General features: G+C 69.0%; 18 protein-coding genes and 1 rRNA gene. 12 read left to right on the top strand and 7 right to left on the bottom strand.

The genetic code is table 11. From position 1 onward, the window contains the following. Complete coding sequence (locus J2848_RS31620) at positions 1–1,389, top strand: flagellar hook-length control protein FliK (protein ID WP_149234695.1); 1,389 nt, start codon at positions 1–3, stop codon at positions 1,387–1,389. Between the two features lie 20 nt (positions 1,390–1,409). Continuing rightward, the gene (locus J2848_RS31615; RefSeq protein ID WP_149234694.1) at positions 1,410–2,108 is read left to right on the top strand and encodes a flagellar hook assembly protein FlgD; all 699 of its coding nucleotides are present in this window, start codon (positions 1,410–1,412) and stop codon (positions 2,106–2,108) included. Between the two features lie 37 nt (positions 2,109–2,145). On the opposite strand, the gene J2848_RS31610 is transcribed toward J2848_RS31615, so the two are convergent. From J2848_RS31610 to flgF, 5 genes are read right to left on the bottom strand one after another with little or no spacing between them, the layout of a single operon-like run. Next, positions 2,146–2,619, bottom strand: coding sequence for a hypothetical protein (locus J2848_RS31610; RefSeq protein WP_149234693.1), 474 nt, complete (start codon positions 2,617–2,619; stop codon positions 2,146–2,148). 28 nt (positions 2,620–2,647) lie between these two features. Further along, a complete protein-coding gene (gene flgH / locus J2848_RS31605; protein WP_149234692.1) occupies positions 2,648–3,379 on the bottom strand; it encodes a flagellar basal body L-ring protein FlgH in 732 nt (243 codons plus the stop codon). A 26-nt stretch (positions 3,380–3,405) separates the two neighbouring features. Then, positions 3,406–4,119, bottom strand: coding sequence for a flagellar basal body P-ring formation chaperone FlgA (gene flgA, locus J2848_RS31600; RefSeq protein ID WP_246194348.1), 714 nt, complete (start codon positions 4,117–4,119; stop codon positions 3,406–3,408). 5 nt (positions 4,120–4,124) lie between these two features. Next, positions 4,125–4,910 carry a flagellar basal-body rod protein FlgG gene (flgG, locus tag J2848_RS31595; protein WP_109050682.1) on the bottom strand — a complete coding sequence of 262 codons (786 nt, stop codon included), beginning with the start codon at positions 4,908–4,910 and terminating at the stop codon, positions 4,125–4,127. Between the two features lie 24 nt (positions 4,911–4,934). Further along, positions 4,935–5,666: a flagellar basal-body rod protein FlgF gene (gene flgF, locus J2848_RS31590; RefSeq protein ID WP_149234691.1), complete on the bottom strand. Its 732-nt coding sequence runs from the start codon at positions 5,664–5,666 to the stop codon at positions 4,935–4,937. Between the two features lie 168 nt (positions 5,667–5,834). Between flgF and J2848_RS31585 the strand changes: the two genes are divergently transcribed. The 9 genes from J2848_RS31585 (at position 5,835) to J2848_RS31545 (ending at position 16,171) form a co-directional block, all read left to right on the top strand. Next, positions 5,835–8,180 (top strand): hypothetical protein, encoded by a 2,346-nt coding sequence (locus tag J2848_RS31585; protein ID WP_246194347.1) that lies wholly within the window; start codon positions 5,835–5,837, stop codon positions 8,178–8,180. Between the two features lie 90 nt (positions 8,181–8,270). Next, positions 8,271–9,158 (top strand): flagellar motor stator protein MotA, encoded by an 888-nt coding sequence (gene motA, locus J2848_RS31580; protein WP_149234689.1) that lies wholly within the window; start codon positions 8,271–8,273, stop codon positions 9,156–9,158. 6 nt (positions 9,159–9,164) lie between these two features. After that, positions 9,165–10,169, top strand: coding sequence for a flagellar motor protein MotB (locus J2848_RS31575; RefSeq protein WP_149234688.1), 1,005 nt, complete (start codon positions 9,165–9,167; stop codon positions 10,167–10,169). A 173-nt stretch (positions 10,170–10,342) separates the two neighbouring features. Continuing rightward, positions 10,343–11,587 carry a flagellar hook protein FlgE gene (locus J2848_RS31570; RefSeq protein WP_149234687.1) on the top strand — a complete coding sequence of 415 codons (1,245 nt, stop codon included), beginning with the start codon at positions 10,343–10,345 and terminating at the stop codon, positions 11,585–11,587. 25 nt (positions 11,588–11,612) lie between these two features. Next, complete coding sequence (flgK, locus tag J2848_RS31565) at positions 11,613–13,010, top strand: flagellar hook-associated protein FlgK (protein WP_149234686.1); 1,398 nt, start codon at positions 11,613–11,615, stop codon at positions 13,008–13,010. A 5-nt stretch (positions 13,011–13,015) separates the two neighbouring features. Beyond that, positions 13,016–14,119 carry a flagellin N-terminal helical domain-containing protein gene (locus J2848_RS31560; protein ID WP_149234685.1) on the top strand — a complete coding sequence of 368 codons (1,104 nt, stop codon included), beginning with the start codon at positions 13,016–13,018 and terminating at the stop codon, positions 14,117–14,119. A gap of 11 nt (positions 14,120–14,130) precedes the next feature. Beyond that, the gene (locus J2848_RS31555) at positions 14,131–15,300 is read left to right on the top strand and encodes a flagellar basal body P-ring protein FlgI (RefSeq protein WP_149234684.1); all 1,170 of its coding nucleotides are present in this window, start codon (positions 14,131–14,133) and stop codon (positions 15,298–15,300) included. 29 nt (positions 15,301–15,329) lie between these two features. Then, positions 15,330–15,656 carry a rod-binding protein gene (locus J2848_RS31550; RefSeq protein ID WP_149234683.1) on the top strand — a complete coding sequence of 109 codons (327 nt, stop codon included), beginning with the start codon at positions 15,330–15,332 and terminating at the stop codon, positions 15,654–15,656. Then, positions 15,653–16,171 carry a flagellar protein FlgN gene (locus J2848_RS31545; RefSeq protein ID WP_149234682.1) on the top strand — a complete coding sequence of 173 codons (519 nt, stop codon included), beginning with the start codon at positions 15,653–15,655 and terminating at the stop codon, positions 16,169–16,171. The genes J2848_RS31550 and J2848_RS31545 overlap by 4 nt, the downstream gene beginning before the upstream one ends. 3 nt (positions 16,172–16,174) lie before the next feature. Here the strand turns inward: J2848_RS31545 and J2848_RS31540 are convergent, their stop codons facing one another. Continuing rightward, positions 16,175–16,714, bottom strand: a complete 540-nt coding sequence (locus J2848_RS31540) for a hypothetical protein (RefSeq protein WP_149234681.1) — start codon at positions 16,712–16,714, stop codon at positions 16,175–16,177. Between the two features lie 205 nt (positions 16,715–16,919). On the opposite strand from J2848_RS31540, the gene J2848_RS31535 reads away from it, so the two are divergent. Further along, positions 16,920–18,137 carry a glycerophosphodiester phosphodiesterase family protein gene (locus tag J2848_RS31535; protein WP_149234680.1) on the top strand — a complete coding sequence of 406 codons (1,218 nt, stop codon included), beginning with the start codon at positions 16,920–16,922 and terminating at the stop codon, positions 18,135–18,137. A gap of 108 nt (positions 18,138–18,245) precedes the next feature. On the opposite strand, the gene rrf is transcribed toward J2848_RS31535, so the two are convergent. After that, positions 18,246–18,320 (bottom strand): 5S ribosomal RNA (gene rrf / locus J2848_RS36315); the annotation flags it as partial.

Raw genomic sequence — 18,320 nt, 5'->3', positions numbered from 1 at the left:
ATGACCAGCATGCCCGATGCCGTCTCGGCTCCGCCGCGCCCGGCTCCCGCCCAGCGCGGCGCTTCGTCCGGCGACGATTCGCACGACGAGGATTTCGCCAGTCTGGTGGATGAAGCCGCGGAGGAGGAACCCGACGATACGGCGCGCCCCGACCGGCTGCGCAAGCGCAGGGACCCGAGGCCCGACGACCCGGCGGCGATGCAAAGCGCGATCACCCGGGCGGTGGTGCAGTCCGGCAGCGGCAACGAAGCTCCGCTGATGCCCTGGATGGTGGCCGCCGCTGCCGCGTTACCGCAGGCAATGCCCACATCGGCACCAGGGGAGGCACCGGAGGCCGCCGCTGCGTCCGTGGCACCGCCGGGTTCCAGCGCTCCCAAGGCCGGACAGTCCGCCGCCATCGGCCAGCACCCGGCCGGGCAGGCGGCGGACGCGTCGGCAGCAGCGCCAGCGCCGACAGCGGAAACACCTGCGCCCGATGGACCGACCAAGCAAAACGGACCGGCACAGCCGGCGCCCGCCGACGCGACGGCACAGGGCAGCACCGGACAGACGGCGGACGCGCCGGCACTGCTCCAGACCGCGCAGGCGGCCTTGCCGGCCACGGCAGCCGCGACGCCGGTCGCCACGGTGGAAGCCCCGCCCTCTCCGGACGGGCGCGAGAGCCGGCGTGACGAGAGCAGCGATCCCCGTACCGCGGTCCGCGCCACGCGCGGCGCCGGCCGTCAGGGGGCTGCTGCCGAAAAGGCCGACCAACCCTCCGCTGCCGCCACGACACCGAAACAGGGCCAGCCTGCGCCTGAAGCCGCTTCCGCCCCTGCCGGCCGGTCCCCTGCCCCACCCTTCACCGCCCCATCGAGCGCTGGAGGCGCCGGAGGCGGCGAGACGGCGGCCACGGGGTTCGAGGCGGTGCCGACGCTGCCCGCACAGGCGGCAACGCATTATGCCGCCGCCGCAGCCTCCGGCCGGGCCGCCACCGCGCATAGCCCGGCGATGGCGCAGCTGGCGGCACCGCTGGTCCGCGTGGCCGAATCCGGCGGCGGCGAGTTCCACATCGACCTCGCCCCGGCGGAGCTTGGCCGCATCCGCGTCGTCGCCGACGTCAGCGACGGCAAGGTCGCGCTGACCGTCCAGGCCGAACAGGCCGACACGCTGGCCCTGCTGCGGCGCGACCTGACGCAACTGGAACGGGCGCTGGGCGATGCCGGCCTGTCGCTCGACGGGTCCAGCCTTCAGTTCTCGCTTCAGGGCGACGGGCAGTCGCGCGGCTTCGCCGCTCCCGACCGGGGCGGCAGTTCCGGCGGCTGGCGCGTGCAGGCCGAGGCCGTTCCCGAACCCATTGCGGACCGACCGCTGCGCCCGATCGACGGGCTGGTCGACGTCACCGTCTGAACAGGAAAGACTGTCCCGCCATGACCACCACGCCCAGCACCACTACACCCGGCACGACCACGCCGGGCAGCAGCCTGACGAACTCCGCCAAAACGACCACGACAGCCTCCACGGAAGAGCCCAAAAAGGCCACCGTCGATTACGAATCCTTCCTGAAGCTGCTGACCGCCCAGCTGCGCAACCAGGATCCGCTGGCGCCGATGGACGCCACCCAATTCATGACCCAGCTGGCGCAGCTGTCGACGGTGGAGCAGTCGATGCGCTCCAACGACACGCTGGGCAAGGTGCTGGACACGCTGAAGAGCAGCGGCATGCGCATGGACATGGCCCTGCTCGGCCGCAAGGTGGAGGTGGCGTCGGACCAGCTGTCGCTGGCCGGCGGCAAGGCGGAGGCCGCCTACACCGTCGACGGCACGCCGGCCTCCGTGAAGCTGGAGGTGCTGAACAGCGCCGGCAGCGTCCTCTACAGCACGCCCGGTTCGCTGAAGAGCGGCCGGCAGGTTTTCGACTGGACCGGCAGGACCGCCAGTGGCGGCACCGCGCCCGATGGCGTCTATACGCTGCGGGTGACGGCGAAGGACAAGGACGGCAAGGCGCTGAAGAGTGCCACCGTCGTCAGCGACACGGTGGCCGAAGTGCGCAGCGTCGACGGCGCCAGCAAGTTCGTGCTGAAGAACGGCGCCACGGTGGATTCGGGCGCGGTGCTGTCGGCGTCGTGAGGGAATGCGCCCTCTTCCCGAGCGGGAGAGGGCGCTCTTACAGCCGCGTGTTGTCCTGACGCAGCAGGCGGTCGATCAGCACGGCACGAAGCGGCTGGGGAGCATCCCGGCCGCCAAGGGAGATGCCGAAGGAGCCGTTGGCGCCGGCCAGCAGCGCGGTGGCGACGCCCTGCGGATCGACCGCCGGGCCGTTGAAGCGGCCGTGGCCGGCGAGGTCGAACAGGGCCTCCAGCATGGCGCTGCGCGCGTGCGGCAGGCGGCGGCGGACCAGCAGGGCGTCGTCGGCGCTGCTGGCTTCCAGCGTGATCTGGGTCAGGATGAAGGCGATGGTCCGCCCGCGGTCCAGCATCGGCACGACCAGCTGGCCGGCCTCCACGTAATAGGGGCCGCCGGCGACCGTCTCGGCCGGCACGGCGGGGGCCGCCTCTTGCGGGGCCCCGATACGGCCGAAGCCGTAGCCGCCGGCGAAGGCGAGGGCCGCGGCCACGGCGAGGAGCAGGACGGCTTTCATGGCGCGGGTTCCCGAACAGGCCGGATCATCAGAAGGGTAGAATCACGTCCAGCACCTGCTGGCCGTAGCGCGGCTGCTGAACGTCGGTGATCTGGCCGCGGCCACCGTAGGTGATGCGCGCCTCGGCGATCTTGTCGTATTCGATGGTGTTGGCGTTGCTGATGTCCTCGGGGCGGATGACGCCGGCGATGCGCATCTCGCGCAGTTCGTAGTTCACCCGCACCTCCTGCCGGCCGGCGATGACGAAATTGCCGTTGGGCAGCACCTGGGTCACCACGGCGGCGACGCGCATGGCGATGCGTTCGTTGCGCTGGATGGTGCCGTTGCCGCTCGACGTGCTGGAGCTGTCGAGATCGACCAGACTGGACGGATCGACCGCGTCGGGCAGGATGGCGGGAAGGCGGCTCTCCAGCCCGAAGAAGTTGGGCAGGCCGGCCTTCTCATTGTTGGTGCGCCCGCGCTGGGTGCTGTTGCGCAGCTGCGCCTGATCGGAAATGTCGATGACGACGGTCAGCAGGTCGCCGACCGCCTTGGCGCGCGGATCGCGGAAGAAGTCGCGCGACCCGGTGCGCCACAGCGAACTGGGGATCTGCTCGGCCATCGACGGCTGCGGCATCGGCAGGGAGATCACGCGGGCTTCCGGCTGCATCGCCGGGTTGGAGATCTCCGACAAGGCGGGAGCGCTGCCGATGTCGGCCAGCCGCGCGCAGCCGCCCGTCGCGAGCGGGAGCAGCAGGAGGGGGACGAGCGCGGTGCGCATGACGGAAGCTCCCTTCATCGGATATCTCAGGGCCTTGCGGCTTGCGGAATACGCGGGCCGCTGACCGAAACGGTCTCGGCCCCGGTGACGGTGCCGGTGACGACGGTGCTGCTGGCGATGTTCATGACGCGGACGGTGTCGCCGACTCCGCCCTCCTGCAACGCCCGCCCGCGGGCGGCCAGCATCAGCGCGCCGTCTTCGTAAACGAGCGTCACCGGCCGGTTGCGCTGGACGACGATGGGGGCGCCGACCGAACCGACCTGGACCAGCCGCCCGGCGGAGATCTGGCGGCGCGGCGACTGGCCGATCAGCGCGTCGGCCGAGGCGATGAAGCCGGCCCCGGCGCGGTCGAGCGACAGGCGGATGGTGGTCAGGTCGGACGGCTCGATGATCTCGCCCGGCCGGATGCGGCGGACCGGCACCGGCATCGTCACCTCGACATCGGCCCGGCCGCTCAGCTCAAGCGCGTGGCCGTTGCTGAGGATGCGGGCGTTGAAGATGCCGGTGCGGGGATCGAGGCCGATGTCGCGCACGGCATCCACCGGCCCGTCGAAGGGACGGCCCAGCGTCAGTGCCACCTGGGCGTCCGGCGGGACCGCGGGGCCGAGGGAGGCCAGAAGCTCCTCCGCCAGCCGCGTCTCGACGGGACCGGCGCCAGGACCGGCGGCAGCGGGAAACGGAAGCGCCAGCATGGTCCCGAGCAGAAGAACGGACAGTCGGCGGCGGAGGGGAAGCTGCACGGTCGTCACCGCATGTTGGTCATGGTGGAGGCCATCTGGTCGCCGGCCTCGATCACCTTGGCGTTCATCTCGTAGGCGCGCTGGGCGGAGATCAGTTCGGTGATTTCCTGCACGACGTTGACGTTGGAGGATTCCAGATACTTCTGGCGGATGGTGCCGAAACCGGCCTGCCCGGCCAGCCCCTCCTGCGGCTCGCCCGAGGCCGGGGTGGCGCGGAACAGGTTGTCGCCCAGCGCCTCCAGGCCGCTGTCGTTGACGAACACCGTCATCGCCAGCTGGCCCTGGTTGACCGGCTGGGCCTTGCCGTCGACATAGGCCAGCACCTCGCCGGAGCGGTTGATCACCACCTCGCGCGTGCCCTGCGGCACGGTGATGCCGGGGGCGACGGTGAAGCCGTCGGCGGTGACGATGGTGCCCTCCGGCGACAGCTTGAAGCTGCCGGCGCGGGTGTAGACGGTCTCGCCGCCGGGCTGGGTCACGTTGAAATAGCCGCGCCCCTCGATCGCCAGATCCAGTTCGTTGCCGGTGGAGGTCAGGTTGCCGGTGGTGTTGATGCGGTTGACCGAGGTCGGCCGCACGCCCAGCCCCACCTCGACGCCGGTCGGCACGATGGTGCCGCTGTCGGTCGACTGGCTGCCCTGGCGCTTTTCCGCCTGGTACATCAGGTCCTGGAATTCGGCGCGCGAGCGTTTGAAGGCCGTGGTGTTGATGTTGGCGATGTTGTTGGAGATGACCTCGACGTTCATCTGCTGGGCCATCATGCCGGTGGACGCGATGCTGAGCACGCGCATGGTCGGACTCTCCCTGTGGGGACTTTAAGAGGATTTGCCGAGGCGGTTGATGGCGGAGCGCAGGAGGTCCTGCCCGTCGTCCACCATCTTGGTCACCGCCTGATAGTCGCGGGTCAGGTCCATCATCCGGCCGATCTCGACGATGCCCTGCACGTTGGAGCGCTCGACCTTGCCCTCCACCAGCCGGGTGTCGGGAGCGGGGCGCGCCTCCACGCCGTCGGCCGGTTCGAACAGCAGGTCGCCGGTCTGCTTCAGCGCCTGCGGGTTGGTGAAGCGCGAGACGGCAATACGGGCAACCACGGCGCCGTCAGCCGACAGCAGTCCGTCGGAGCCGATGGTAATTTTGCTGGCATCGGAGGGAATGACGATGGGCCGGCGGCCGTCGTCCAGCACCGGGTAGCCATTGGGGCCGACCAGCGTGCCGTCGGCGTCGCGGCGCAGCCGGCCGTCGCGGGTGTAGCGCACGCCGTCCGGCGTCTGCACCGACAGGAAGCCGTCGCCATCCAGCGCCACGTCATAGGGGTTGCCGGTCTCGGTGAAGGCGCCGGCCCGCAGGTCGGTGTAGGTGGAGCGGTCGATGGTGAAGGCGATGCGGTCGGTCGGCTTACGCCCGCCGGTCTCCATCGCCGCTTCGAACAGGGTGCGTTCGCCACGGAAACCGACCGTATTCATATTGGCGACATTGTTCGCCACGACGTCCAGCTGCCGCCGCAGCGCCATCTGGCGCGACAGTCCGATGTAAAGCTGGTTCTCCATCGCCGAACACTCCGGTTTTGAACTCCGCCTTAATCTGGACGAGGCAGTTTAAAGCCGGGTTTCAACCTGAGCCGTTCCGTCCGATGCCTTGCCGGACTTGGCACGGCTTTGGCAATCATTTCGATAAAATGCGAGACGACTGTGATGAAACGGCGCCCGGATAGTGCATTGACGCTTGGTTCGACGTTTGTCCTCGCCCTGCTGTCGGTACCCGGTCCGGTGCAGGCCGCCGTTCGCGCGCAGTTGGGCGACCATGGCGACTATTCGCGGCTGGTGCTGTCCGTGCCGAAGGGTGTGGAGCCGGTGGCGGTCGTCGACGGCTGCGTCCTGCGGATCAGCGTGCCCGACCCGGTGCGCTGGCCGCTGGCGAGCCTGCGCGACAGCTTCTCCCGCCGGCTGGCGGACTTCGTGACGGCGGACGGCGGGCGCAGCCTGACCGCGACAATGCCCTGCGGCGCGCGGGTCACGAGCTTCATGGAGCGGCGGAACCTGATCGTCGATGTCGGCGGGCCGCCGGTTCCGGGGGGCAAGCCGGGGGCGCCGGACGGCGGGGCGGTGGAGGTGCAGCCGGAGCCGGTGATCGCAGTTGTGGCTCCGCAGGCTTCTCCGCCTGTCAGTGTCGCCGGAGTCGTTGAAGCGCTGAATCCCGTCAGCACTGCCAACGCGGCAGTTATGGATTCCCCAATCCCGGCAGTGTCCCCTCTCCCCCCCGGGGAGAGGGAGAGCACTCCCCTCCCGGCCGTTGCCAGCCTGGAAGGCGAGGTGCGTGACAGCATCCAGCAGACGCTGCGGCAATTGGAACGTACCCCCAAGCCTGCACCGCAGGCCGCCGAACCGCCCAAGCCACCTCCTCCACCACCCATTGCCGCAATGGATCTCGCCGGATGGGCCGGTGACGACTTCAACCGCACGCGTGCAGCTCTGCAAAGCGCTCTTGAAAAGGCGCAAGGCCGGGCGCGGGTCGAGGCGCAGATCGCGCTTGTCCGCTTCCTGCTCGCCCGCGCCATGGACGAGGAGGGACGGGCAGCCCTGGAAACGGCGGCGAGCCTGTCGCCGGCACCGGACCAGCGCTATGCCCTGCGCATCCTGGGCGACGCCTTCCGTGCGCTCGACCGCGAGGACGCGCCGGACGACAACCTGTTCGTCGAGCTGCCGGCCGGGACCATGCCCGACCACCATGTCTGGCGCAGCGCAGCATTGGCGCCGACCCGCTGGGCGGCGGCGAAGGAGGGGCTGCCCATCGTGCTGCGCCGGCTGCTCGACTATCCCGCCGATCTGCGCAGCCGCCTGTTGACCACGCTCGCCGCCGCGGCGGACGAGGCGGGGGACAGCGCGGCGCTGAACCTGATCGTGCTGGAGATGATCACCGTCGATTCGAAGGGCATGGCCGACGGCCGGCTCGACTATTTCCGCGGTCGGCTGGCAGAGCTGAAGGCCACGCCCGATGCCGCGCTCGACCGCTATGACGCCGCGGCGGGCTTGCGCCGCGGTCCCTTCGCCCGGCGGGCGGAGGTGCGTGCCATCGAGCTGCGCCGCGGCCTGGGGCGCCTGGACGAGGAGGGCACCATCAAGGCGCTGGAAGCCCTGCGCTTCGCCTGGCGCGGCGACGACATCGAGACCGATGCGCTGGCGGCACTCGGCGGTGCTTATGCCCGCAGCGGCCGGACCGAGGCGGCGCTGGACATCTTCGGCCTGCTGGGGCGGCGCTTCGGCGCCACCGCGCGTGGGCGCGACGCGCTGGCGGCCGGACGCACCCTCCTGGCCGCCGTGCTCGACCGGCTGGAACAGTCGCCGCCGGGCGGGCTCTATGCGCTGGCCTTGCAGGCACGGCACGGGCGGCTGGTGAGGCTGGCCGACGGTGCGGACGGCGGGCTGCGCCTGCGCCTCGCCACCCTGCTGCTACGCGACGGCTACGGGCTGGAGGCCATCCGCATCCTGCATGCGCTGACGGAAGGCGCCTCCGGTCCGCGCCGGGCGGAGCTTGGCGCCACGCTGGCCCGCGCCCTGATCGACGGCGGGCGCGAGGGGGAGGCGCTGGACGTGCTGGCCCGCAGCGGCGGGTCCGGGCTGGAGCCGGCCCTGGCCGAACGCCGCGCCCTGCTGCGCGCCGACGCCCTGCTCGGCGACGGCGACACCGTACGGGCGCTCGATGCGCTGCGCGGCCTGAACGGGACGGAAGCGGCACGGCTGCGGGCCCAGGGGCTGTTCGCCGCCGGGGAATGGCGGGCGGCGCACAACGCCTTCACCGAGCTGGCCGCCACGGGGGCGGAACCGACGGCCGACGATCTCGCCTTGCAGGGGCTCTCGGCCTATCTGGCCGGCGACGCCGACGGCCTGCGCGCGTTCGGCGAGGCACAGCGCGCACGTCTGACCGGCACCCGCTGGGCCGGATTGGTCGATGCGCTGGCGCCGCCGCCGGCCGACGGGCCGTTGCGTGCGGAAACGGTGGAGCGCGACCTCGCCACGGCGACCGCGCTCGACCGGCTGGCCCGCGGGTGGCGTGGGAAACCCTGATCCGTAAAGCCGCTTTAAACGGCCGGCGGTAGCGTCGACGGACTGTTGCCCCCCTTTCGCGACGGCCTTTGCACATCCGGAGAAGAAAACATGCGCTTGATGTTCGGGTTGATCGCGGTGTTCGCCAGCGTGCTCGGCGGGTTCTATGCCATGGGCGGACGGATGGCGGTGCTGTGGCAGCCGGTGGAAATCGTCATCATCATCGGCGCCGGCATCGGCGGCTTCGCCATCGCCAATAGCCCGGCGGTGCTGCGCGAGACGCTGCGCGCCGTCGGCGCCATCGCACGCGGACGGGCGACGCCCAAGAACGATTATCTGGACATGATCGCGCTGGTCTATGGCCTGCTGCGCGTCGCCAAGTCCAAGGGCATGTCGCAGATCGAGGCCGACATCGACAAGCCGGCCGAAAGCCCGCTGTTCACCCAGTACCCCAACGTCCTGCGCTATGACCGCTGCATCACCTTCCTGTGCGATTACCTGCGCCTGATCGCGCTGGGTCAGGACAACCCGCACGACCTGGAATCGCTGATGGCGGAGGAGCTGGACACGCTGGGCCGCGAGCTGAACCAGGTGCCGAAGGCATTGCAGAACCTTGCCGACGCGCTGCCGGCCCTGGGCATCGTCGCCGCGGTGCTGGGCGTCATCAACGCCATGGGTGCCATCAGCGAGGCGCCGGAGGTGCTGGGCCGGATGATCGGCGGGGCGCTGACCGGCACCTTCCTCGGCGTGCTGCTGTCCTACGGCATGGTCGGCCCGATCGCCAGCGCCGCCCGCCAGCGCCGCGAATCGGAACTGAACATGTATTTCTGCATCAAGGCGGCGCTGTGCGCGTACCTGCGCGGCAGCCCGCCGCAGGTCTGCGCCGAATATGCCCGCAAGGTGCTGTACACCGACATCCAGCCCAGCCTGGCCGAGGTGGAGGTCGCCACCGCGCTGTCGTCGCAGGCCAAGGCCCGCGACGGCCGTCAGGCGGCGTGACCGGCCATGCCGCGCAAGACCGCCCTCCCCCCGATCATCGTCAAGCGCCACCTCGGCGGTCATGACGAGGAAGAGCACAACGGCACCTGGAAGCTGGCCTACGCCGACTTCGTGACGGCGATGATGACCTTCTTCCTGGTGATGTGGCTGATGAACATCACCACCACCGAACAGCGCAAGGGCATCGCCGACTATTTCAACCCGGTCGCGGTGTCGCAGAGCAATTCCGGCGCCGACGGCATGCTCGCCGGCCGTTCGGTCGACAGGACGGGATCGCTGACCACCCCCAACGCCGCCGGCGATCAGGCGAGCCCGGTCGCCTCCCCGCCGGTCGTGGCGTCGGTCGGCGACAGCGACCGCCAGCCGGCCGGCCGCAAGGACCCGATGCCCCATCCGCCCGGCGGTACCGCTCCGCCGGTGGACCTGCTGCGCCCCGCGACGGAGAGCGCGCCGGCGACCCCTGCGGCCGCACCGCCGGCCCCCCAGGCCACCCGCGCGGAACTGGAGGCGCTGCTCGACCGGCAATCCTCCGAACTGACGGAGAAAGTGGCACTGGAATCGCTGGAACGCGACCTGCGCCAGCGCATCGCCGCATCGCCGGACCTGAATGCCCTGCAAGGCAGTCTGGTGATCCAGCAGGTGCCGGAGGGCTTGCGCGTCCAGCTGACCGATCAGGCCCGCTTCTCGATGTTCAAGGTCGGGTCGGCGCAGATGAACGACCAGGGCCGCCGGCTGATGCGGATGGTGGCGTCGGCGCTGGCGTCGGTGCCGAACCCGATCGGCATCACCGGGCATACGGATGCGCTGGGCTATGCGCCGGATGCCAAGTACGGCAATTGGGAACTGTCGAGCGACCGCGCCAATGCCGCGCGGCGCGAACTGATCGCCAGCGGCATTCCCGGCGGGCGCATCGTCCGGGTGGAGGGGCGTGCGGATCTGGACCATTTCGGGGCGAGCGACCCGCTCGATCCCAGCAACCGGCGGATCAGCATCACCTTGCTGCGGCGGTAAGAGCGGGGACAATCTTCAAATAAAACCACCATACATTTTAACAAAACCCCTCGGCTTTTCCTTTAAAGCCCCTTTAAAACCCCTTCGCTACCGTTAATCCCGCCAGTCATCCGCGGAGAATCCCGGAACGCACAACCCCCTTCCGTTCGACGGTTGACCAGAGGATTCCAAGGATGAGCCTGTACAGCGCCATGCGTTCCGGTGTCAGCGGCATGTCCGCGCAAAGCTCGCGCCTTGCCGCCATTTCGGACAACATCAGCAATTCCCAGACGGTCGGCTACAAGCGGGCCACCGTGGATTTCTCGACCCTGGTCACCTCGCCCGGCAGCCGCAGCACCTACACCGCCAGCGGCGTGCAGTCCGCCACCCATTATCAGGTGCAGCAGGACGGCACGATCCTCGGCACCGGCTCCTCCACCGACATGGCGATCAGCGGGAACGGCTTCTTCGTCGTCGGCAACAAGGCGTCGGGCACGCCGCAATATTCGCTGACCCGCGCCGGCAGCTTCCTGCCCGACGAGGCCGGCTTCCTGCACAACAACGCCGGCCAGTATCTGGAAGCCTGGAAACTGAACCCCGACGGCACCATGCCGAACGTCAGCACCTCGCGCTTCGACGATCTGCAGTCGGTCAACATCGGCAACCTCGTCTATGGCGGCAGCAAAACGACGCAGATGGACTTCTCCGGCAACCTGCCGGCCCAGGCCGTCGCCGGCGACAGCTTCACCAGCAGCCCGACCTTCTATGACGGGCTGGGCAACCCGCTGGACCTGTCGCTGACCTGGACCAAGACCGCCACCCCCAACCAGTGGACGCTGACCGCCACCGGTCCCACCGGCTACACCGTGACCGGTGCCCCGGCGACGCTGACCTTCGCCGCCACCGGCCCCTACGCCGGCAAGCCGGTGGATGGCGCCGGCCTGCCGCTCGACCCGATGCCGAGCCTCACCGTCAACTCGCCGGCCACCCCGACCGCCGACAGCTTCACCATGTCGCTCGGCAACGTCACCCAGCTGAACGGCGATTACGTCCCGACCGTCACCGGCGACGGCGCCAAGGTCGGGCAGGTCACCTCGGTCAATATCGACGACAGCGGCAAGCTGTGGGTGATGTACGACAACGGCGCCCGTCAGGCGCTGTACCAGATCCCGATCGCCACCGTCACCAACCCGGACGGTCTGGTCGCCCAGGACGGCAACACCTACACGCTGGGGGCCGACACCGGAACCCTGACGCTGGGTGCCGGCAAGCAGGGCAGCGCCGGCAGCGTCGTCGGCAGCGCGCTGGAACAGTCGAACGTCGACATCGCGACCGAACTGGTCTCGCTGATCGAGACGCAGCGCGCCTACTCGTCCAGCGCCACCCTGGTACGCACCGCCGACGAGATGGTCGAAGAAACCACGCGCCTGAAGCGCTGAGTCCAGCCCAGACGGAGTCCCGGCCATGAGCGTCCAACTCGCCCTCACCGCCGCCCTGTCCGGTCTGCGCACGACGCAGCAGCAGGCGGCGATGGTGTCCCACAACCTCGCCAACGCCACCACCGCCGGCTATGTCCGCCGCGACCTCGACCTGTCCGCGGTCACCACCGCCGGCCGGGGTGCCGGGGTGCGGGTCGACGCCGTCGCCCGCAAGGTGGACGAACTGCTGATCCGCGACGCGCGGTTCGAGACCAGCCGCTACAGCGGGCAGGAGGCGCGCGCCTCGGCGCTGGCCGACTATGCGCTGGTACTGGGGCAGCCACAGGACGAGAAATCGGTCTCCACCCAGCTGTCGAAGCTGCAGCAGGCTTTCGCCCGCCTGCACGACATGCCCAATGACGACGCGGCACGCAGCGCCGTGGTGTCGCAGGCCGTGACGCTGGCCGGTGGGCTGAACCGCGCCGCCGAAGCCGCGCAAACGGTACAGGACGATGCCAGGGACCGGCTCCAGACCTCCGTCGATTCGGTGAACACCTCGCTCCAGCGCATCAGCGACCTGAACGGAAAGATCGCGACGCTGGAGACCCGCGGCGGCGATGCCGGCGACCTGCGCGACCAGCGCGACCGCCTGCTCGATCAGGTCTCGCAGGAGATCGGCATCCGCACCTACAGCCGCGAGGACGGCCAGGTGGTGGTGATGACCCGCAACGGCCAGACCCTGCTCGACCACCCGCTGGCGCCGGGCGAGCAGCCGCTGACCCTGCTGGGGGACGAGGTGATGGCCAACGGCGTCGCCCTGTCGGCCAAGCCGGACAGTGAAATCCAGAGCGGCCGCATCATGGGCTATGTCCAGACCATCAAGCAGGACATGCCCCGCGCCATGGCCCAGCTGGACGAGCTGGCCACCGGTCTGGTCCAGGCCTTCCAGGGGGCGGAGGCCGATCCGACCCAGCCCGGCCTGTTCACCGATGCCGGGACGGCCTATGGCACCACCGCCGGGCTGGCCTCGCGCATCGCCGTCAACGACGTGGTGCGGACGGAAAGCTGGCGGGTGCAGAGCGGCGTGCAGGCGGCGGCTCCGCTGAAGCCGGGCGACCAGACGCAGATCGACAAGTTCCAGTCCGTCTTCACCGCCACGCGCAGCTTCGCCGCCACCGACATGCCCGCCAACGCGACGCTCGGCAGCTATGCCACCGCGATGGTGTCGGCCCAGCAGGGCTATCGCACCGGGGCGGAGTCGGAGATGAACGCGCGCAAGATCAGCGCCGACACGCTGGAGACCGCCCGCATCAACCGCGACGGCGTCAACATCGACGACGAGATGCAGAAGCTGCAGCTGATCGAGCAGAGCTATGGCGCCAGTGCCCAGGTGGTGCAGGTGGCCGGCCGCATGATCGACATCCTGTTGCAGATCAAGGGGTAAGCACCATGCTGTACAACGCCCTCTCCACGCTGGGGATGAGCCGGACGCTGCAAAGCACCATGACCCGGCAGCAGATGGAGCTGACCCGCGCGAACGAGGAGGTATCGACCGGCCTCCATGCCGACGTTGCCGCCACCATCGGCTCCAGCACCGGCCGCGACATCGCGCTGCGCAACCTGTTCGACCGCACCGACGAATATGTGAAGACCACCGACCTGCTCGACGGCCGGATGAAGATGATGGACAGCGCGATGACCGGCATCCTCACCTCCGGCACCGACCTGCTGGCCGCCGCCGCCACCGGGCTGGGGCAGCAGTCGCCGACCGGCAGCTCGTTGCAGATCAGGGCTCGCGGCGTGCTGGATCAGGTGGTCGGTCTGCTGAACGCCGCCTCCGGCAACAGCTATCTGTTCGCCGGCACGGCGCTCGACCAGCCGCCGATGCGCAACGTCGACGGCGACAAGTCGGGCCTGCGCTCGCCCTTGCAGATCGTTCGGGATGCCATCCAGTCGGCCACCGGGGGCACCGCCATGCCGACCACGGCGGCGGAGACCGCGGCGGTCGTCGCCCGGCTGGACGACCTGTTCGCCGTGCGCGACCCGGCGACGCCGGCCCCGGCCCCGCTGACCGATACCTTCGAGGGCGGCCTCTACACCGGCACCACGGCGATGCAGCCCGGCGGCACCGCATCGCCGCGTGTCAGCGGACAACCGGCGGACGCCACCACCGTCGGCTATGGCGTGCAGGCCAACGACCCGATGATGCGGGAGCTGCTGGAAGGCGTCTACATGCTGGCGGCGGTCGACACCTCGAAGATGAACGTCGACGCCTATCCCGATTACATCAAGACCGCGGTGGACAAGCTGTCCGGCGGACTCGGCAAGCTGCGGGAGGCGACGGCGCAGCTCGGCATCCAGCGCGCCCAGGTCGCCACCCTGGCCGAACAGCACAAGACGCAGAAGTCGGTTCTCAGCCTGCAGATCAATAATCTGGAAGGCGTCGATCCCTACGAGGCCAGCACGCGGATCACCCAGCTGGAGGCGCAGATCGACGCCACCGCCAGCGCCACCGCACGCATCGCCAAGCTGCACCTGACCAACTACCTCTAGGCCGCATCACCATGAGCCCCGGCATCCAGGTCCCCGTCTTGCGCCGGCTCCGGCCCGCTTTCCGCCATGCTGCGACTCTGGCCGCGGGGCTTCTGCTGGCACTCGGCCTGCTGTCGGTCGCCCCCGCTCCGGCTGCGGCACAGACGCGGGTGAAGGATCTGGTCACCTTCGACGGGGTCCGCCGCAACCAGCTGGTCGGCTATGGCCTGGTGGTCGGGCTGAACGGCACCGGCGACCGTCTCATCAACACCCCCTTCACCGAACAGAGCCTGAAGGGGATGATGGAGCGGCTGGGCATCAACACCCGCGGCGAGACCCTGCGCACCCGCAACGCCGCGGCGGTGATGGTGACGGCCAGCCTGCCGCCCTTCCCGCGCCAGGGCACCACGGTCGACGTGACGGTCTCGGCGCTCGGCGACGCCACCAGCCTGCTGGGCGGCACGCTGGTGGTGACGCCGCTGCTGGGCGCCGACGGCGAGGCCTATGCGGTCGCCCAGGGGCCGCTGTCGGTCAGCGGCTTCACCGCCGGCGGGGCGGCGGCGACGGTGACCAAGGGCGTGCCGACCACCGCCCGCATCGCCAACGGCGCCACGGTGGAGCGCGAGCTGAAATTCGCGCTGAACGATGTCGGCGCGGTGCGGATGGCGCTGCGCAACCCAGACTTCACCACGGCGATCCGCATCGCCGACGCGGTGAACGGCCGGCTCGGCACCGGCAACGCCCGGGTGGTCGACCTGACCACCGTCGACGTGCGGATCACCGGCGCGTATGTCGGCAACGTCTCCCGCCTGATCGGCGACATCGAACAGCTGGCGGTCCGCCCCGACGCCATCGCCCGCGTGGTGGTGGACGAGCGCAGCGGCACCATCGTCATCGGCGACGATGTCCGGGTCAGCCGGGTCGCCATCACCCAGGGCAACCTCACCGTCCGCGTGGTGGAGACGCCGCAGGTGTCGCAGCCGCAGCCCTTCAGCAACGGCTCCACCGTGGTGGTGCCGCGCACCGACGTGCAGGTTCAGGAGGGCAACGGCCGCCAGTTCGTGACCGTCGGCGGCAACGTCAGCCTGCAACAGCTGGTCAATGGACTGAACGCGCTGGGGGTGGGGCCGCGCGACATGGTGGCGATCCTCCAGGCCATCAAGGCCGCCGGCGCCCTGCATGCCGACCTGGAAATCATCTGACCCCCGAAGACCAGGATGGAGAGACGACGATGGAGATCGCCGCAGCGACCCTCCGCACGACAGAAGCGCACACGCCGGCAACCGCGACGCCGGCCGCCCCCAACCCGGCCGCAGCCGACAAGGTGGCGAAGGAGTTCGAGGCGATGCTGGTCGGCCAGCTGATGGAAAGCATGTTCGCGGGCATGCGCGAAAGCCCGCTGTTCGGCGGCGGCGGCCCGGCGGAAAAGCCATGGCGCAGCATGATGCTGCAGGAATATGGCAAGGCCATCGCCGAATCCGGCACGCTTGGCATCGGTAAAATGACGCACGACGAGATCGCCCGCCTCTATGCATCCCAAGCGGAGCAGCGGTCATGAGCGTCACCCTCAAGGACCTGATCCACGAATTCGCCCCCGACCGCCAGCTTGAGCAGGCGCAGCCCGAGGGGCCGGCCGCCCCCGATCCCGGCTATGACGGCGCCACCGCCCTGCTGGTGCGCGACTTCCTCGACGCGGTGGAAGCGCTGTCCGCCGTGCTGGAGGAGGAATCCGCCTGCATCGCCGCCGGCATGCTCGACCGGCTGGAGTCCTTCGCCCACCGCAAGGCGGCGATGGCCGAACAGTTGGAAAGCGCCGTGCTGCGCGCCCGCGACGAGGGCATTCGCCTGCCCGACGATCTGCGCGCGATGACGCTGGAGCGGATCGACCGGTTGGAACGGGCGGTGTCGGTCAATGCCTCCGGCCTCGTCGCCCTGCGCAAGGCGGTGCTGACCATCAACCGCAACCTGCTGACGGCGCTGGAGAAGGCGTCGAGCGACGGAACCTATGCCCGTGACGGACAGGCCCGCCGGCCGGTGGAACTGTCGGCCTCCGGCCTGAACGCCACGCTGTAGTGCTTAACCGCGGTCCTTGACGCTGGCCAGTTCGCCGGCCTGTTCCAGCTTGATGATGCAGGCGACCAGCGCCCGCTGGAATCCGCGGGCGTCGGACGGCAGCGACACGCCGGCGCCGGTCGGCCAGAATTCGACGAAGGCAAGGCTGCCCTCCTCCCCTGCGTCCGGCCATTCGAAGGCGATGCCCAGCCCGATCTCCTTCGTCGTCCGCCGATGGTCGGTGACGAGGATCTGCGCTTCCCAATGCATGCCGCCGGAACCCTTCTCGGCCCGCTGCTGGCTCCAGTTCCGCAGATAGTCGCGGAAGGTCTCCGACTGGCGGTCGAGCCGCACATAGCTCGACCGGTCGGTCACCGTCTGCGCCAGCTTCGTGGTGTAACGCGCCTGAGCGAGCGCCCGCGTCACATCGGCGCAAAGCTCCTCGATCCTTGCGAAGCTGCGCTTCACCGTGTCGGCAAGCGCCGCTGCCAGGGCCGGACCGGTCAACGCCGCAGCGGCGTGGTCCTTGCGATACATGTCGAAGAGATCGTCCGAATCGCCCATCGCCGTCACCACGCCACCGTCAAGGCCATCACCGCATGGGCGGACCACATCCGTTGAATTCAGCAAAAACAGGTTAATAGCCGATGAAGCGGTGTCCAGAACGCCCTGCTCCCCCAACGTCATCGCTTCTTCATCAAAACGGCATAAGATCGCATTGGGAAATCAAGCACATGTGAGGACCCAAACATCGCAAGGACACGACCCCATGCGCAGCTTGTTCGTACCGGTCCTCCTCATCGCCCTGGCGCTGCCCGCCGGTACAGCTTCGGCGGCGCCGGTGGAGGTCGGCCCCCGCCCCTATTTCCTGATCGATCAGATCCGCAATCCGGAACTGAAGGCGAAGCTGGAGGCCTGTGCCGACAAGCCCCTGGAGAAGAAGCTCTTTTCCATCGCCCATCGCGGCGCCCCGATGCAGTTCCCGGAGCACACGCTCCAGTCCTACCGCGCGGCGGCACGGATGGGGGTCGGTATCCAGGAATGTGACGTCGCCTTCACCGCCGACAAGCAGCTCGTCTGCCGCCATGCCCAGAACGACCTGCACACCACCACCAACATCCTGGCGACCGATCTCGCCAGGAAATGCAGCAAGCCGTTCGTGCCGGCCGACGGCGACAAGCCGGCCTCGGCTGAATGCCGCACCAGCGACATCACCCTGGCCGAGTTCAAGAGCCTGACCGGCAAGATGGATGCCGCCAACACCAAGGCGACCAGCGTCGACGCCTACATGAAGGGCACGCCGGCCTGGCGGACCGACCTGTATGCCGCGGCCGGCGGGACGTTGATGACCCATGCCGAATACATTCAACTGGTGAAGGCGCAGGGTTTGAAATTCACGCCGGAACTGAAGGCGCCTGCGGTCGACATGCCCTACCAGGGCTGGACCCAGGAAAATTACGCCCAGGCGATGATCGACGAATACAAGGCCGCCGGCATCCCGCCGGAGGATGTGTTCCCTCAATCCTTCAACCTGTCCGACATCCTGTACTGGATCAAGGCCGAGCCGGCTTTTGCCAAGCAGGCCATCCTGCTGGACGAGCGGGACGAAACCGACAAGACCTTCAACCACATGGATCCGGCCACCTTCAAGCCCTCGATGAAGGAGCTGAAGGAGATGGGCGTCAACTACATCGCTCCGTCGCTGCCTCTGCTGGTGACCGTGGAGAATGGCAGGATCGCCCCGTCCGCCTACGCCAAGGAAGCCAAGGCCGCCGGGCTGAAGATCATCACCTGGTCGCTGGAGCGTTCAGGCCCGCTGCAGAAGGGCGGCGGATATTATTACAAGTCGATCAACGAGATCGTGAACAACGACGGCATGATCTACGAGCTGGTCGATGTGCTGGCCCAGCAGGTCGGCGTCGAAGGCATCTTCTCCGACTGGCCGGCGACGGTCACCTATTACGCGAACTGCATGAACCTGAAGTAAGCGCAGGCGAAACGGAAACGCCCCGGCTTTTGTGAGCCGGGGCGTTTCGGTATAGCTGATGACGATGCAAGCTTGTGCTTTGTTTAGGGCGTCTCTTGAGGCTGAGTGACCTGGCGGCGACCTACTCTCCCACGTCTTAAGACGCAGTACCATTGGCGCGGAGGCTTTTCACGGCCGAGTTCG

The sequence above is a fragment of the Azospirillum lipoferum genome, from assembly GCF_024170005.1.
Taxonomy (GTDB): Bacteria; Pseudomonadota; Alphaproteobacteria; order Azospirillales; family Azospirillaceae; genus Azospirillum; species Azospirillum lipoferum.
Note: the sequence above shows the minus strand (reverse complement) of the source record. Positions and strands in the feature narration are given on the sequence as shown.

Coding starts and splice junctions, on each gene's coding strand:
- J2848_RS31620 (WP_149234695.1), top strand. CDS start 1: ATGACCAGCATGCCCGATGCCGTCTCGGCTCCGCCGCGCCCGGCTCCC.
- J2848_RS31615 (WP_149234694.1), top strand. CDS start 1,410: ATGACCACCACGCCCAGCACCACTACACCCGGCACGACCACGCCGGGC.
- J2848_RS31610 (WP_149234693.1), bottom strand. CDS start 2,619: ATGAAAGCCGTCCTGCTCCTCGCCGTGGCCGCGGCCCTCGCCTTCGCC.
- flgH (WP_149234692.1), bottom strand. CDS start 3,379: ATGCGCACCGCGCTCGTCCCCCTCCTGCTGCTCCCGCTCGCGACGGGC.
- flgG (WP_109050682.1), bottom strand. CDS start 4,910: ATGCGCGTGCTCAGCATCGCGTCCACCGGCATGATGGCCCAGCAGATG.
- flgF (WP_149234691.1), bottom strand. CDS start 5,666: ATGGAGAACCAGCTTTACATCGGACTGTCGCGCCAGATGGCGCTGCGG.
- motA (WP_149234689.1), top strand. CDS start 8,271: ATGCGCTTGATGTTCGGGTTGATCGCGGTGTTCGCCAGCGTGCTCGGC.
- J2848_RS31575 (WP_149234688.1), top strand. CDS start 9,165: ATGCCGCGCAAGACCGCCCTCCCCCCGATCATCGTCAAGCGCCACCTC.
- J2848_RS31570 (WP_149234687.1), top strand. CDS start 10,343: ATGAGCCTGTACAGCGCCATGCGTTCCGGTGTCAGCGGCATGTCCGCG.
- flgK (WP_149234686.1), top strand. CDS start 11,613: ATGAGCGTCCAACTCGCCCTCACCGCCGCCCTGTCCGGTCTGCGCACG.
- J2848_RS31560 (WP_149234685.1), top strand. CDS start 13,016: ATGCTGTACAACGCCCTCTCCACGCTGGGGATGAGCCGGACGCTGCAA.
- J2848_RS31555 (WP_149234684.1), top strand. CDS start 14,131: ATGAGCCCCGGCATCCAGGTCCCCGTCTTGCGCCGGCTCCGGCCCGCT.
- J2848_RS31550 (WP_149234683.1), top strand. CDS start 15,330: ATGGAGATCGCCGCAGCGACCCTCCGCACGACAGAAGCGCACACGCCG.
- J2848_RS31545 (WP_149234682.1), top strand. CDS start 15,653: ATGAGCGTCACCCTCAAGGACCTGATCCACGAATTCGCCCCCGACCGC.
- J2848_RS31540 (WP_149234681.1), bottom strand. CDS start 16,714: ATGGGCGATTCGGACGATCTCTTCGACATGTATCGCAAGGACCACGCC.
- J2848_RS31535 (WP_149234680.1), top strand. CDS start 16,920: ATGCGCAGCTTGTTCGTACCGGTCCTCCTCATCGCCCTGGCGCTGCCC.